This is a genomic window from Rhodococcus xishaensis, from assembly GCF_004011825.1.
In the GTDB taxonomy this organism is placed as follows: domain Bacteria; phylum Actinomycetota; class Actinomycetes; order Mycobacteriales; family Mycobacteriaceae; genus Prescottella; species Prescottella xishaensis.
In genome coordinates this window covers 1-15,304 of record NZ_RKLO01000005.1, presented here as the reverse complement: position 1 = coordinate 15,304, position 15,304 = coordinate 1, and the positions used below count along the sequence as shown (strand labels likewise).

General features: G+C 67.2%; 10 protein-coding genes. 9 read left to right on the top strand and 1 reads right to left on the bottom strand.

The window, feature by feature from the left end; translation table 11 throughout:
* Positions 1-92 precede the first annotated feature (92 nt).
* On the top strand, positions 93-356 hold the full coding sequence (locus tag EGT50_RS12220) for a GlsB/YeaQ/YmgE family stress response membrane protein (RefSeq protein WP_127954950.1): 264 nt from the start codon (positions 93-95) through the stop codon (positions 354-356).
* A gap of 16 nt (positions 357-372) precedes the next feature.
* Here EGT50_RS12220 and EGT50_RS12215 read toward each other — a convergent pair whose 3' ends face one another.
* Entirely contained in the window at positions 373-1,026 is a 654-nt protein-coding gene (locus EGT50_RS12215; protein ID WP_127954949.1) for an SACE_7040 family transcriptional regulator, read from the bottom strand.
* Positions 1,027-1,198: 172 nt separating this feature from the next.
* Here EGT50_RS12215 and EGT50_RS12210 point away from each other — a divergent pair, with 172 nt between their 5' ends.
* The 8 genes from EGT50_RS12210 to EGT50_RS12175 all read left to right on the top strand — a co-directional run.
* Positions 1,199-2,689 carry a carboxyl transferase domain-containing protein gene (locus EGT50_RS12210; protein ID WP_235870755.1) on the top strand — a complete coding sequence of 497 codons (1,491 nt, stop codon included), beginning with the start codon at positions 1,199-1,201 and terminating at the stop codon, positions 2,687-2,689.
* A gap of 8 nt (positions 2,690-2,697) precedes the next feature.
* Entirely contained in the window at positions 2,698-4,791 is a 2,094-nt protein-coding gene (locus EGT50_RS12205; protein WP_127954947.1) for an acetyl/propionyl/methylcrotonyl-CoA carboxylase subunit alpha, read from the top strand.
* The gene (locus tag EGT50_RS12200) at positions 4,788-5,960 is read left to right on the top strand and encodes an acyl-CoA dehydrogenase family protein (protein ID WP_127954946.1); all 1,173 of its coding nucleotides are present in this window, start codon (positions 4,788-4,790) and stop codon (positions 5,958-5,960) included. Before EGT50_RS12205 ends, EGT50_RS12200 begins: the two co-directional genes overlap by 4 nt.
* 3 nt (positions 5,961-5,963) lie before the next feature.
* Positions 5,964-6,437, top strand: coding sequence for a MaoC family dehydratase (locus tag EGT50_RS12195; RefSeq protein WP_127954945.1), 474 nt, complete (start codon positions 5,964-5,966; stop codon positions 6,435-6,437).
* Entirely contained in the window at positions 6,434-7,291 is an 858-nt protein-coding gene (locus EGT50_RS12190; protein ID WP_127954944.1) for an HpcH/HpaI aldolase/citrate lyase family protein, read from the top strand. The genes EGT50_RS12195 and EGT50_RS12190 overlap by 4 nt, the downstream gene beginning before the upstream one ends.
* Before the next feature lie 4 nt (positions 7,292-7,295).
* Positions 7,296-9,311, top strand: a complete 2,016-nt coding sequence (locus EGT50_RS12185) for an acetoacetate--CoA ligase (protein ID WP_127954943.1) — start codon at positions 7,296-7,298, stop codon at positions 9,309-9,311.
* Between the two features lie 205 nt (positions 9,312-9,516).
* Entirely contained in the window at positions 9,517-10,272 is a 756-nt protein-coding gene (locus EGT50_RS12180; RefSeq protein WP_127954942.1) for a FadR/GntR family transcriptional regulator, read from the top strand.
* A 435-nt stretch (positions 10,273-10,707) separates the two neighbouring features.
* Positions 10,708-15,304 (top strand): non-ribosomal peptide synthetase (locus tag EGT50_RS12175; protein ID WP_127954941.1); only part of this gene is annotated, 4,597 nt, incomplete at its 3' end.

Genomic DNA, 15,304 nt, shown 5'->3' with positions numbered 1-15,304 from the left:
TGATCGCCCGGCAGGGCTTGGAGCCGAACCATACCGTCGGGCCAGGGCGGAGGTGCATCCGTCCGAATGGCGGCGGACGGAAGGAGCCCCACATGGGTGAGGTCATCGGCCTTATCATCTTCGGCGCCGTGATCGGCGTGCTCGCCCGTCTGGTGATTCCGGGCAAACAGGCGATAGGCTGGGTCATCACGGTGATCATCGGCATCGCAGGCGCGCTCATCGGCTACTGGGTGTGGGGAATGATCAGCGACACTGGCGATACTCCTGGAATCGACTGGTGGCGTTGGATCATCAGCATCGCGGCGGCCGTTGTTCTCACGCTCGTCTACACGTCGCTCACGAGCCGCCGGACCTGAGTTCGCCGGCTCCCGGTCACCGCACCACGCCCGGCGGCAGTGCGGCCAGTGCCATGCGCCGCAACACCGCCCGGGTCGGGTCCCCGTCCGCTCCCCCCTCGGCGGACGGGGACGCCGCGCTGTACGGGGTGGAGTTGATGAGCCCGAACGTCGCGTGCGCTGCGATCCGGGCACGCGTCGCGTCCTGTCCCGGGTCGATGCGCCGAAGCACCTCCACCCAGATCTCGACGTAGCGGCGCTGGGTCAGCCTGACGCGGTGGCGTGCCTCGTCCGGAAGTGAATGGAGGTCGCGATCCTGAACCCGAATGAGGTCCGGCTCGGCGAGCGCGAAGTCGAGGTGGAAGTCGACGAGTTCCTCGAGCGCGGTCACGGGGTCGGCAGCCCGCGCGACCACGTCCGTGCCCCCGGCGAGCAGGCGCTCGCTGATGTCGGTGAGCAGTTCGACGAGCAACGCGTCCTTGTTCGGGAAGTGGCGGTACACGGCAGGTCCGCTGATGCCGACCGCCGCGCCGATGTCTTCGAGTCGCACACCCGGGAAACCTCGCTTGGCGATGAGTCGAGCCGCGGCGCGCAGCAGTTCGCGCCGTCGGTCGGCCTTCGCGAGGCTGCGGCGGTTCGCGGGTCTGCCGTCGTGAACCTGTTTACGCGTGTCGGGTCCGAGGTCGGTCATGGCGCGTTCCCTGCAGTGTGTGATCTGGACAACTCAGTTAATCATGGATAACCTACGTTCAGTTAGTCGAAATTAACTTGAATGATGTCAACCGGGGAATCTCCGGGAGGACGGTGACGTGACAACCCTCCGAAATCCGCCGCAGTCAGCGAACCGGGAACAGCACCTCGAACTGCTGGCAGAGCTGCGCGAAAAGCTCGAGGTCGCGGCACGTGGTGGCAGCGAGCGCTCTCGCGAACGCCACGTTGCGCGCGGCAAGCTGTTGCCTCGCGATCGGGTCGATGCGCTACTCGATCCGGGCAGCCCGTTCCTCGAACTCGCCCCGTTGGCTGCTAACGGCATGTACGGCGACGAGTGCCCCGGCGCCGGCGTCATCGGCGGCGTAGGGCGGGTCTCGGGCCGCGAGTGCGTGATCGTCGCGAACGACGCCACCGTCAAGGGCGGCACCTACTACCCGATGACGGTCAAGAAGCACCTGCGAGCGCAGGAGATCGCGCTGCAGAACAGCCTGCCGTGTATCTATCTCGTCGACTCCGGTGGCGCGTTCCTGCCGATGCAGGACGAGGTGTTCCCGGACCGCGAGCACTTCGGCCGCATCTTCTACAACCAGGCGACCATGAGTGCCAAGGGTATTGCGCAGATCGCAGCGGTCCTAGGATCGTGCACGGCTGGTGGTGCGTACGTGCCGGCGATGAGCGACGAGGCCGTGATCGTGCGCAATCAAGGCACGATCTTCCTTGGCGGTCCGCCGTTGGTGAAGGCGGCGACCGGTGAGGTCGTCACGGCCGAGGACCTCGGTGGTGGCGATCTGCACTCGAAGGTTTCCGGCGTCACCGACCATCTCGCCGCCGACGACCGCGACGCGCTGCGCATCGTGCGGAACATCGTGTCGACGCTCGGCCCGCGCGCACCTAGGCCTTGGGACGTCGCCGAGACGGTCGCGCCCGTCGCGGACCAGAGCGAGCTCTACGACGTCGTCCCGACGGACCCACGCATCCCGTATGACGTCCGCGAGGTCATCGAGCGAGTGGTGGACGGCGGGCAGTTCCAGGAGTTCAAGGCCGAGTACGGCAAGACACTGGTGGCTGGGTTCGCCCGCATCCACGGGCACCCGGTCGGCATCGTCGCCAACAACGGTGTGCTGTTCAGCGAGTCGGCGATGAAGGGCGCGCACTTCATCGAGCTGTGCGACAAGCGCAGCATCCCGCTCCTGTTCCTGCAGAACATCACGGGGTTCATGGTCGGCCGCGAGTACGAGGCCGGCGGCATCGCCAAACACGGCGCCAAGATGGTCACCGCAGTCGCATGCGCCCGGGTGCCGAAGCTGACGGTCGTGATCGGTGGCTCGTACGGTGCGGGCAACTACTCGATGTGCGGGCGCGCATACTCGCCGCGGTTCCTGTGGATGTGGCCCAACGCGCGCATCTCCGTGATGGGGGGCGAGCAGGCCGCGTCCGTACTCGGCGCCGTCGGGTCCGGGAAGGACCCCGACGAGATTCGCGACCAGTACGAAGCCCAGGGCAATCCCTACTACTCGACGGCCCGGTTGTGGGACGACGGTGTGATCGACCCGGCCGATACCAGAACCGTTGTCGGGCTGGCGCTATCGGCGTGTGCGAATGCGCCACTCGAGCAGGTCTCCTACGGCGTCTTCCGGATGTGAGGGCACGAATGACTGACAATTCGTCCACCCAGTTCTCCAAGCTGCAGAACGCCACGTTCGACACGGTCCTGGTCGCCAACCGCGGCGAGATCGCGGTCCGGGTCATCCGCACGCTCCGACGCATGGGCATCCGCTCGGTCGCGGTGTACAGCGAGGCCGATTCCGGTGCTAGGCACGTCCGCGAGGCCGACACCGCGGTGCTGATCGGACCCGCGCCCGCCCGCGAGAGCTATCTCGACATCGACCGGGTGCTCGATGCAGCGAAGCGTACGGGCGCGCAGGCGATCCACCCCGGCTACGGATTCCTCTCCGAGAACACCGCGTTCGCCTCCGCTTGTGCGGCGGCCGGCATCGCGTTCCTCGGGCCGTCGGCGCGGGCCATCGAGGTGATGGGTGACAAGATCACCGCAAAGAATGCGGTCGCCGCGTACGACGTGCCCGTGGTTCCGGGAATCGCGAAGCCGGGGCTGTCCGACGCCGACCTGATCGCCGCCGCCGACGACATCGGGTACCCGGTGCTGGTCAAACCGTCGGCCGGTGGCGGTGGCAAGGGCATGCGGTTGGTCGAGGATCCGGCCGACCTGTCCGATGCTCTCGTCAGTGCGCGCCGCGAGGCTGCGTCGGCGTTCGGCGACGACACCCTCTTCCTCGAGCGTTTCGTGCTGCGGCCCCGCCACATCGAGGTGCAGATCCTCGCAGACGGCCACGGCAATGTTGTCCATCTGGGCGAGCGCGAATGCAGCTTGCAGCGCCGGCACCAGAAGGTGATCGAGGAGGCGCCGTCCCCGCTGCTCGACGACGAGACCCGCGCCCGCATCGGGGCCGCCGCGTGCGACACCGCCCGCAGCGTCGACTACACCGGAGCCGGCACGGTGGAGTTCATCGTGTCGTCCGACCGCCCCGACGAGTTCTACTTCATGGAGATGAACACACGCCTGCAAGTCGAGCACCCGGTCACGGAGATGGTGACCGGACTCGACCTCGTGGAGTGGCAGGTCCGGATCGCCGCCGGTGAACCACTCGCCTTCGCGCAGGACGACATCTCGCTCACCGGGCACGCCATCGAGGCCCGCGTGTATGCGGAGGACCCCGCCCGTGGCTTCCTGCCGACCGGCGGCACCGTCCTCGGCCTGAGCGAACCCGGCCGGGTGGGCGGAGTGCCCGAGAACGGTGTGCGCGTCGACTCCGGTTTGCACGAAGGCACCGTCGTCGGCAGCGACTACGACCCGATGCTCTCGAAGGTGATTGCGCACGGCGCCGATCGTGCGGAGGCACTGCGCCGGCTCGACCGCGCCCTCGCCGACACTGCGGTGCTCGGGGTCGTCACCAACATCGAGTTCCTCCGGTTCCTGCTCGCCGACGAGGACGTCTGCGCCGGACGCCTCGACACCGGCCTGCTCGACCGCCGCGTCGCCGATTTCCATGCTGAGTCGGCCGGTGACGACGTCCTTGTCGCCGCAGCGGCCTACTACTGGCTCGGGCTGTGGTCGGCGGGAACGCGGACCGGTGCCGATCCGTGGGACGCGCCGACCGGGTGGCGCGTGGGCAACCCGCAGCCGCTGTCATTTCGGCTCCGTGCGGGAGAGCGCACCGAGCATGTCCTGCTGACAGGCACGCCCTCCGAAGGCCAGGCTCGTATCGAGAGTGGCGAGAACCGTTCACTCACAGCACGACTCGACGACGGTGTGCTCGCCGTCGTGATCGACGGGCGCAGCGACACCTACCGCGTGGCCACGTCCTACCGGGACGACGAAACGTTGTGGCTGACGAGCGGCGGCGTTGCGTGGGCCGTCTCGCAGCTGCGTGAGGCCAGTGTCCGCGGAGCCGACGCGCATGCCGGTGAGGCGGAGCTGACGAGCCCCATGCCCGGTGCGGTCATCGCGGTCGATGTCTCGTCCGGCGACTCGGTCGCCGCCGGAACCGCGATCGTGGTCGTGGAGGCCATGAAGATGGAGCACACCTTGTCCGCACCGATCGACGGGGTCGTCGAGGTCCTCGTCTCTGCCGGGGACCAGGTCAAAGTCGACCAACCGCTCGCGCGGGTCCACCCCACCGAATCCGAACAGTCACCCGAACCCGCAACGAAGGATGCCGCGTCATGACTGCCACTTCCGAGTATCTGTCCACCGGCTCACTGCCCGACGAGTACCAGCAGCTCGCGAAGACCGTCCGGGACTTCGCACGCAATGTCGTAGCACCGGTCTCCGCGGAACACGATGCCAACCACACCTTCCCCTACGAAGTCGTGGACGGTATGGCCGAGATGGGGCTGTTCGGTCTGCCGTTCCCGGAGGAGTACGGCGGCATGGGTGGCGACTATTTCGCTCTGTGCCTCGCGCTCGAGGAACTCGGCAAGGTCGATCAGTCCGTCGCGATCACCCTCGAGGCCGGCGTCTCACTCGGCGCCATGCCGGTGTTCCGGTTCGGCAACGAGGACCAGAAGCGGGAGTGGTTGCCGCAGCTGACGAGCGGAAAGTCGTTGGCGGCCTTCGGTCTCACCGAACCGGGCGCGGGTAGCGACGCCAGCGGTACCCGCACCACCGCAAAGCTCGACAACGGTGAATGGGTCGTGAACGGCAGCAAGCAGTTCATCACCAACTCGGGCACTGACATCACGAAACTGGTCACGGTCACCGCCGTCACCGGGACCGGTGAGAACGGGAAGAAGGAGATCTCCACGATCCTCGTTCCGACGTCCACCCCCGGATTCACCGCCGAGCCGGCCTACAACAAGGTCGGCTGGAACGCGTCCGACACCCATCCGCTGACCTTCCAGGACGTGCGGGTGCCCGAGGCGAACCTGCTCGGCGAGCGCGGACGTGGCTACGCGAACTTCCTCCGCATCCTCGACGAGGGCCGAATCGCGATCGCGGCGCTGTCCGTCGGTGTTGCCCAGGGCTGCGTCGACGAGAGCGTCCGCTACGGGAAGGAGCGGGAGGCGTTCGGGCGTCCGATCGGTGCCAACCAGGCCATCGAGTTCAAGATCGCGCGCATGGAGGCACGTGCCCATGTCGCGCGGACCGCATACTACGACGCCGCGGCATTGATGTTGTCGGGCAAGCCGTTCAAGAAGCAGGCATCGATCGCGAAGCTGATCGCGAGCGAAGCCGCGATGGACAATGCGCGCGATGCCACTCAGATTTTCGGTGGATACGGCTTCATGAACGAGTACCCGGTGGCACGTCACTACCGCGACAGCAAGATCCTCGAGATCGGCGAGGGCACCACCGAGGTCCAGCTGATGCTGATCGCACGAGAATTGGGGGTGTGAGAAGTGACGGCGCGCAAGATCGTCCAGCGCGGACTGTGGTTCGAGGAATTCGAGACCGGGGTGGTGTACGCACACCGGCCGGGGCGCACCATCACCGAGGCCGACAACGTCTTGTTCACGACACTGACGATGAACGCGCAGGCACTGCATCTCGACGCCGCTTTCGCCGCCGGGACGCAGTTCGGTGAGCGCCTGGTCAACTCGATGTTCACCCTGTCGACCCTCGTCGGCCTGTCGGTTGCGCAATTGACGCAGGGCACGATCGTCGCGAACCTCGGCTTCTCCGAGATCGCCTTCCCGAAACCGCTCTTCCACGGCGACACGTTGTACGCCGAGACCGTCGTGACCGACCTGCGTGAGTCCCGCAGCCGGCCAGGGGAGGGCATCGTGACGTTCGAGCACACCGGGCGCAACCAGCACGGCGACGTCGTCGCGACCGCGGTCCGCAAGACGCTCGTGCGGAAGAAGCCGGCATGAGCAGCGAACCGTCCACCGAAAACATCTGGGCCGGGGTCGTTCCCGGCCCGGCCTGGCTGTTCTGCCCCGCGGACCGGCCCGAGCGATTCAGGAAGGCCGCCGACGCTGCCGACGTCGTCATCCTCGACCTCGAGGACGGCGTCGCACCCGCGGACAAGCCGGCCGCGCGTCGTGCTCTCGCCGACGTCCCGCTCGACCCCGACCGGACGATCATCCGGGTCAACGCGCACGGTACCGATGACTACGCGCTCGACTGTGCCGCACTCGACCGCACGCCCTACACCGCGGTCATGCTGCCCAAATGCGAATCCGTCGATCAGGCCCTCGATCTCGCGCCACTGTCGGTGATTGCTCTCGTCGAATCACCGCGCGGTGCTCTCGCGATCGAACGGGTTGTCGAGGCCGAGAACGTCGTCGGTGTCATGTGGGGAGCCGAGGACCTTGTCGCAGGTCTCGGCGGGGCGTCGAGCAGACGCATCGACGGAACCTACCGGGACGTTGCCCGGCACGTCCGGTCGACCGCACTGCTCGCCGCGAAGGCGCACGGAAGGTTCGCGCTCGACTCGGTGTTCCTCGACATCCCGGACCTGGAGGGACTGGGACAGGAGTGCGAGGACGCGGTCGCCGTCGGATTCGACGCCAAGGTCGCGATCCACCCGAGCCAGATCGACGTCATCCGCCGCGCGTACGCTCCGAGCGCGGAGCAGTTGGGTTGGGCAGAAAGGGTTCTCGCGGCGGCGTCTCGTGAGCGGGGTGTGTTCGCGTTCGAGGGCCGCATGGTGGATGCACCCGTGCTGCGGCACGCGGAGGAGATCGTGCGACGCTCGGGTGTCGCATCCCAGGGGGAGAGGTGACCGCATGACGAGCGACCAGAGAGCCGACAACCGACCCCAGTGGGTGCCGACGGCCGCCGACATCGAGCAGGCCCGGATCACCGAGTTCACGCGCTGGGTCGAGCGTCGCACGGGCTTGTCCCTGCCGGACTACTGGTCGCTGTGGAGTTGGTCGGTCGACGACCTGGGCGGCTTCTGGCAGTCGGTGTGGGACTACTTCGACGTGAAGTCCGCCGCGGAGCCGGGTCCGGCGCTCGCCGACGACACCATGCCGGGGGCCGTGTGGTTCCCCGGCGCGAGGCTCAATTACGTCGACCAGGTGGTGCGTAGCGCGCGCCCCGACCGGGCCGCGATCGTCTACGAGAACGAGGCCGGCGAGCGCGAGTCGCTGAGTTGGGCCGAGCTGATCCGGCAGGCGGGGGCACTCGCCGCCACGCTCCGTTCTATGGGGGTCGGGCCGGGCGACCGCGTCGTCGGCTATCTGCCCAACGTGCCGGAGGCGATCGTTGCGTTCCTCGCGACCGCGAGCCTCGGAGCGGTGTGGGCCGCGTGCGGCCAGGATTACTCGGCTCCGGCGGCACTCGATCGTCTCGGCCAGCTCGAGCCGAAGGTGCTCGTGACCGCGGACGGCTACCGATTCGCGGGCAAGGAGCACCGCAGGGACGCCGAGATTGCGCAGGTGCGTGCGGGCTTGTCGTCGCTCGTGGCCACGGTTCTTGTCCCGCGACTCGGCGGAGGGACGCTCGCGGGCACTCCCTCTGCGGACACTGCCCCCACGGACGCCGTCCTTTGGGGCGACGCGACTGCCGGTGACTTCCCACTCGAACCCGCTCCGGTTCCGTTCGACCATCCGTTGTGGGTGGTGTTCTCGTCGGGCACCACCGGGCTGCCCAAGGGCATCGTCCACGGCCACGGCGGTGTTCTGCTCGAACACCTCAAAGCCATCGCGTTGCAGATGGACCTGGGGGCCGACGACGTCTTCTTCTGGTACACCAGCCCGAGCTGGATGATGTGGAACTTCCAGGTCGCCGGCCTGCTGGTGGGGGCCACGATCGTCTGTTACGACGGCAGCCCGGCCTACCCGGCGCAGGACCGATTGTGGGAGATGGCGTCCGGCCTCGGCGTCACCGTTCTCGGCACCAGCCCGGGATACGTCATGGCGTGTCAGAAGGCCGGGACCGTTCCCAGGGCGGATCACGACCTGGGTTCGCTGCGCACGGTCGGGATCACCGGGTCGACGCTCCCGGCGTCGTTGTCGTGGTGGCTGTCGGACAACGTCGGGCGTCACGTTCCGGTGGCGTCGATCAGCGGAGGCACCGACGTCGTGTCGGCGTTCGTCGGCGGCTGCCGGACGGTGCCCGTCTGGCCGGGTGAGTTGTCGGCGCCCTATCTCGGCGCGGCGCTCGATGCCTTCGACGAGTCGGGAAGCCCCGTCCGTGGCGAGGTGGGCGAACTGGTGATCACACGGCCGATGCCGTCGATGCCGGTGCGCTTCTGGAACGACGACGACGGCACCCGCTACCGCGGCAGCTACTTCGACACCTACCCCGACGTGTGGCGGCACGGTGACTGGATCTCGATCACCGCCCGAGGCGGGGTCGTCATGCACGGGCGGTCGGACTCGACGCTCAATCGGCAGGGGATCCGGATGGGCAGCGCCGACATCTATCAGGTCGTCGAGCGGATGCCGGAGGTCAACGAGGCATTGATCATCGGCGTCGACGGCCCCGAAGGCGGGTACTGGATGCCGCTGTTCGTCGTGCTCGCAGACGGCGTCCGTCTCGACGACACCCTGCGGGATCGGATCCGGGACGAGATCCGTACCCACGCGTCGCCGCGGCACGTTCCCGACGAGATCGTCTCGGCGCCCGGTGTCCCTCACACCCGAACCGGAAAGAAGCTCGAGGTGCCGATCAAGCGTCTGTTCCAGGGCGGCGATCCACTGCGTGTCGTCGATCGCAGCGCCGTCGACGACCCCGCGCTGATCGACTGGTTCGCCCATTTCGGGGCGGCGCGACAGCCCCCTCTTGTCGGCGGTTAGCGGGATCCGGCCACTGCAGGGCCGGCAGTCTCACGGGCCCCGCTCGCACCCTGAATCCGGAACACCCGGACCCGTCTCGGTACCCGGGTGACTGCCGACACCGACGAAATGGTCCGTAGGAAGGCGAGGAAACAACTAAACTCTTGTACTCTTCTGGTGTCGAGTCCGGGCGTGGGTCGGGACCGTAGCCGAGGAGAGGGACAACGTGACGGTCGGATCGAGATCGACTGTGGTGCGGGTGCCCAAGGCGGGCGAGCTCGTGGCCGCCAACCTACGTCGACGGATCATAACTGGCGAACTCGGTGCGGGTGACCCGCTACCGAACGAATCGGTATTGATGGAACAGTTCGGCGTGTCCAGGCCCACGCTCCGTGAGGCATTCCGCATCCTCGAATCAGAGTCGATCATTACGGTGCTACGCGGTTCGCGCGGAGGCGCCCGGGTGATGGCCCCGGACGCATCGGTTGCCGCCCGCTACGCAGGGCTTCTGCTGCAGTACAAGGGGACGCCCCTCGTCGATGTGTACCGGGCCCGGGCCTCGCTCGAGGTGTCTGCGGTGGGCGTGCTCGCCGGACCCGGCCATTCCGAACAGTTGGACAAGCTCGCGGAACTCATCGCCGAGGGTGCCGAACTGGTCGACGACGGGGTGCGGTTCGCGCATCACGATGTCCAGCTGCATCAGAGCCTGGTGGACCTGGCCGGAAACGAGACCCTCACCGTTCTCGCCGGCATGCTCGTCCACATCATCGAGGCGCACAACGAGTTGTTCATCGCCGCGCACGGGGACGGTCACGAGCGTCCCGCAGCACGTGCAGCGCAGCGCGCCTACACCAAGCTGCTCGGGTATCTGCGCAGTGGTGACGCGATCGCGGCCCAGGAATTCTGGCGCAAGCACCTCGACGGAATCGAGAAGTACATGGTGGGCGATTCCGCGACGACGCTGGTGGAGGTACTGTCCTGAGGGCTACGGCCGGAGGCAGCTATCAGCTGGCAACGCGCGAATACGACGAGGTCGGCCGGTCGCTGCAGCACCCGCCGCTACACCCTGACCGTGTGACATCTTCAACGGAAGCCTAACTCCGAGAGCCGCGGTCCTGTAGATTTGCGCGGGTGCTCAACCCAGAAACTCCGGTGATCCATAGCCGCACTTGACCTCCTCGGAAAAGACCGGGGCGCGGCTGGTGTGTTCGATCACGGTGCGAGTGGTTGGCTATCTCATCCTCATCTCGGTGACTGGGTCCGCCTTTGTCTCGGTACTGTAACGGAGCAGGTCGGATCGGCAGATACACACCTAGTACGGGCTATTCCGGCGAATCTCCGGTGTTTTGTCGGGTTCGGAAGCAGAATATGCACGGTGCCTGCCGCGTGTCGATCCGTCGACGCGGGTGAGGGACGTGTGATTGTGGGAAGAAAGGCTCTGAGTTTGGACTCGCTAGGCGTCGGTGGACTAGAGGGTGACAATTCGTTCGGCGGTGAGGCGAAGCTACGGCCGTTCCCACTCTCGCAGGCGCAGCTCGGTATGTGGTTCGCGCAGCACGTCGACCCGTCCGTTCCCGCCAACATCGCCCAGTACGTCGAACTTCACGGCGACCTCGACATCGCGCTCCTGCACAAGGCCTGCGTCGACGCGGCGCGGGAGACCGGTTCCGGTTACGTCCGGTTGCTCGAGATCGACGCCGAACCACACCAGGTGGTCGACACGGCCCTCGAGGGCACGCTCGGGTATATCGATCTGCGGTCTGAGGCGGACCCACGTGCCGCGGCCCTCGCGCGGATGCGCGCCGACTACAGCGCACCGGTAGATCTTCTGCATGATCGGCTCGTGGCCGGGGCCGTGCTCCACATCGAGGACGACGTCTATTTCTGGTACAACCGCGGGCACCACGTCGTGCTGGACGGGTTGGGCGCGGCGACGTACCTCAACCGTGTGGCAGAGCTATACACCGCGGCCGTGGAAGGGACGGCGCCGTCGCCGAATCTGGCGTCGCCGCTCGAGAAGGTGTGCGAAGCCGAGCTGACCTACCGCGCCTCGACCCGCTTCGCGTCCGACCGCGAGTACTGGATCGAACGGCTCAGCGGCGTCGAGGAGACCACGAGCCTCGCGGGTCGTGCGGCCCCGCCCGCACCGCTGAGTCGCGTCGACAGCGCCACGCTGCCGGTGGGCGCCTCCACTCCCGTGGACGCCTTCCTCGAACGCGAGAACACGACCATCGCGACGGTCGTCATCGCGGCGTTTGCGGCCTACCTCGCACAGATGACCGGCCGCGAGGACGTCGTGTTGAGCCTGCCGGTCTCCGGGCGCACGACCGCGGTGCTGCGTCGCTCGGCCGGCATGACCTCCAACATCGTGCCGCTCCGCCTGCGGGTCGGCCTGGACACGACGGTGTCGGAGTTGCTCGGCCGCGTCGCCACCGAGGTCTCGGGGGCGCTACGCCACCAGCGCTACCGGCACGAGGACATCCGCCGAGATGTCACCGGCACGGCCGGACAGGCGTCGTTCTTCGGTCCATGGGTCAACATCATGATGTTCCGCCGCGAACTCCGGCTCGGCGACATGTCGGGCGCGCTGCACATCCTCTCGACGGGCCTGGTCGAGGACCTCGGCGTCAACGTCTACCCGAGTGTCGCCGGCACGGCAACTCACATCGACTTCGAGACGAACCCCAATCTGTACGGTGACGACGAGGCCCGACGCAACCACGAGCGCTTCGTCGAGTTCCTCGACCGATACATCGCGGCCGACGCCGACCGGCCGGTGTGGGAGATCCCGCTCGGCACCGAGAGCGAGCGTCACACCGCCCTGAACGCATGGGTCCGCACAGAGCACAGCTTCCGGCAGCGCTACCTTGCCGAGGCGTTCGAAGAACAGGTTGCCCGTACGCCAAACGCCACCGCGATCGTCTACGAGGGAACTTCGCTCTCCTACGGCGAGCTCGACGCTCGCGCCACCGGTCTTGCGCGCCTACTGACCGAGCGCGGTGTGGGTCCGGAATCGCTTGTGGGCCTTTCCATCCGGCGATCCCTGGATCTGATAGTCGGCCTCTACGCGATCGTCAAATCCGGCGGTGCTTGGGTACCGATCGATCCGGACCACCCCGCCGACCGCACGTCGTACATCCTCGAGTCGGCGCGGCCGGTGTGCGTGCTGACCACTGTGTCCGACCGCGTCGAACTGCCTGCCGGTACCGCCACCATCGAGATCGACACACTCGACTACAGCTCGCTCGACACCCGGCCTCTCACCGACGCGGACCGGTCGGCGCCTCTGCGCCCCGAGAACACCGCGTACGTGATCTACACCTCGGGCTCGACCGGTCGGCCCAAGGGCGTCGCGGTCTCGCACGCCGCGATCGACAATCAGCTCGAATGGATCCAACACGAGTATCCGATGACCGAGTCGGACGTGTACCTGCAGAAGACCGCGACCACGTTCGACGTGTCCCTGTGGGGCTTCTTCAGGCCGCTGCGTGTCGGTGCCTCGATGGTCCTGGCGACGCCCGACGGGCACCGCGACCCGGTGTACGTCGCAAACACGATCGCCGAGAACGCGGTAACCGTCACCGACTTCGTCCCGTCGATGCTGACGGTGTTCATCGCGAACATGCCTGCTGGACTGTGTGATTCACTCCGAGACGTCTTCGTGGCCGGGGAGGCGCTGCCCCCCGAGACCGCCGCCGAGTTCCGGCGGGTGTGTGGTGCCGAGCTGCACAATCTGTACGGGCCCACAGAGGCCGCGGTGTCGGTGACCCGTTACGAGCCCGGTCCACAGGATGTCACGACGGTCCCGATCGGCCAGGCCGTATGGAACACGCGTGCGTATGTGCTCGACCACCGGCTTCGTCCGACCCCGATCGGGCAGCCGGGCGAGTTGTATCTCGCCGGCGATCAGCTCGCCCGAGGCTACGTCCGCCGACCGGACATCACGTCGGATCGCTTCGTCGCGGACCCGTTCGCGGGCAACGGCGGCATCGGTGCCGCCGGTGGGCGGATGTACCGTACCGGCGACCTTGTCCGCTGGCGGGCGGACGGCACCCTCGACTACATCGGTCGTACCGACTTCCAGGTGAAATTCCGAGGTCAACGTATCGAGCTCGGCGAGATCGAGACTGTGCTACTGGCCCATGAGGACGTCTCGCAGGCAGTCGTGCTCGTGGTCCCGACCGCAACCGGAGACCAGTTGGTGGCGTACGTGGTGCCCGCACCGGGACTCGAGATCGTGCCCGGGGAGCTCGCCGAGTTCGCGGGCAGGTCACTGCCGACATACATGGTTCCTTCGTCGGTGACCGTGCTCGACGCGTTCCCCCTCGGCACCAGCGGCAAGCTCGACCGCAAGGCGCTGCCGGAGCCGATGTTCCTGAGCAACAAGGAATTCCGGGACCCACGCACGGAGACGGAGAAGATCGTCGCCGCGGTGTATGCGGAGGTGCTGGGTGTCCCGCAGGTGGGACTCGACGACGACTTCTTCGATCTCGGCGGCAACTCCCTCGTGGCAACCCAGGTCGTCACACGTGTCGGTGCCGCTTTGGGTATTCAGCTGGGTGTGCGCGAGTTGTTCGAGGCGTCGACGGTCGCGGCGCTGGCCGCTCGCGCCGCGGGTGCCGCCACGCAAGGCACCGGCACCCCCGCGCTCGGCTCGGTGGCGAGGCCCGCACCTATCCCGCTGTCGCTCGCACAGCAGCGGATGTGGTTTTTGAACCGGTTCGACTCCAACACTGCGGTGTACAACCTGCCCTTCGCGGTCCGGCTGTCGGGCACGGTCGACGTCCAGGCGCTCTCGGACGCCTTCGCCGATGTGGTCGAACGGCACGAGGCCCTGCGGACCGTCTATCCCGAGATCGACGGCGCCGCGCAGCAAGTGATCCTGCCCGCGGCCGACGTCGCACGAGCGCTGGAACCAGTCGTCGTCGCAGCGGACGATTTCGAGTCGGCCCTGTTCGACCTCGCCTCGCGCGGCTTCGATGTGGCGACCGAGCCGCCGTTCCGCATCGAGCTGCTGGAACTGTCCGACGGCGAGTACGTCGTCGCGATGGTCCTGCACCACATCGCTGCCGACGGTTGGTCGTTCGGACCACTCGCCGCCGACCTCATGAACGCGTACGCCGCGCGAGCGACGGGATCGGCACCGCAGTGGGCACCACTGCCCGTCCAGTATGCCGACTACGCGGTATGGCAACGCGAGATGCTCGGAACCGAGACTGACGCGGATTCAGTTGCCGGACAACAGATCGCGTACTGGACGCGGGCACTCGCAGGGCTGCCCGACCAGCTCGATCTACCGACCGACCGCCCACGTCCAGCAGTCGCGACCAACGCCGGGGCCAAGGTCCGCTTCGAGATCCCCGCCGAAACGCACGCACGCATACAGGGTCTCGCGCGTGAGCACGGCGTCACGCTGTTCATGGTCGTCCATGCGGCGTACGCGCTGCTGCTGTCGCGGCTGAGCGGGAAGTCGGACATCGTCGTGGGGAGCCCCGTCGCCGGTCGCGGCGACGAAGGGCTCGACGGGTTGATCGGCATGTTCGTCAACACGCTCGTGCTGCGAACCGAGGTGGATCCGGCTGCGTCGTTCGCCGAGCTGCTGGCAACGGTCAAAGAGACGGACCTCGAGGCGTACAGCAACGCGGACGTCCCATTCGAATGGTTGGTCGAGGCTCTGAATCCAACCCGATCGCCCGCCCGTCACCCGTTGTTCCAGGTGATGCTGTCGACCGAGGTGACCAGCGTGCGCGATCTGAGCTTTGCTGGTCTGCGGGCGAGCGCGGCCGAGTTGGACGTGCCGATCTCGAAGTTCGATCTGCAGCTTCAGATCTCGCAGGCATTCGAAGACTCCGGTGCTCCGGCGCCGATCGCGGCGGTCCTCGAGTACGCCACCGATCTGTTCGATGAGGCCACGATCGTCTCGTTCGGGCAGCGGCTGGTGCGGGTGCTCGAGGCGGTCACCGTCGATCCGGTGGCGCCGGTCGGTGATGTCGAGGTGCTCGATGGGCCGGAGC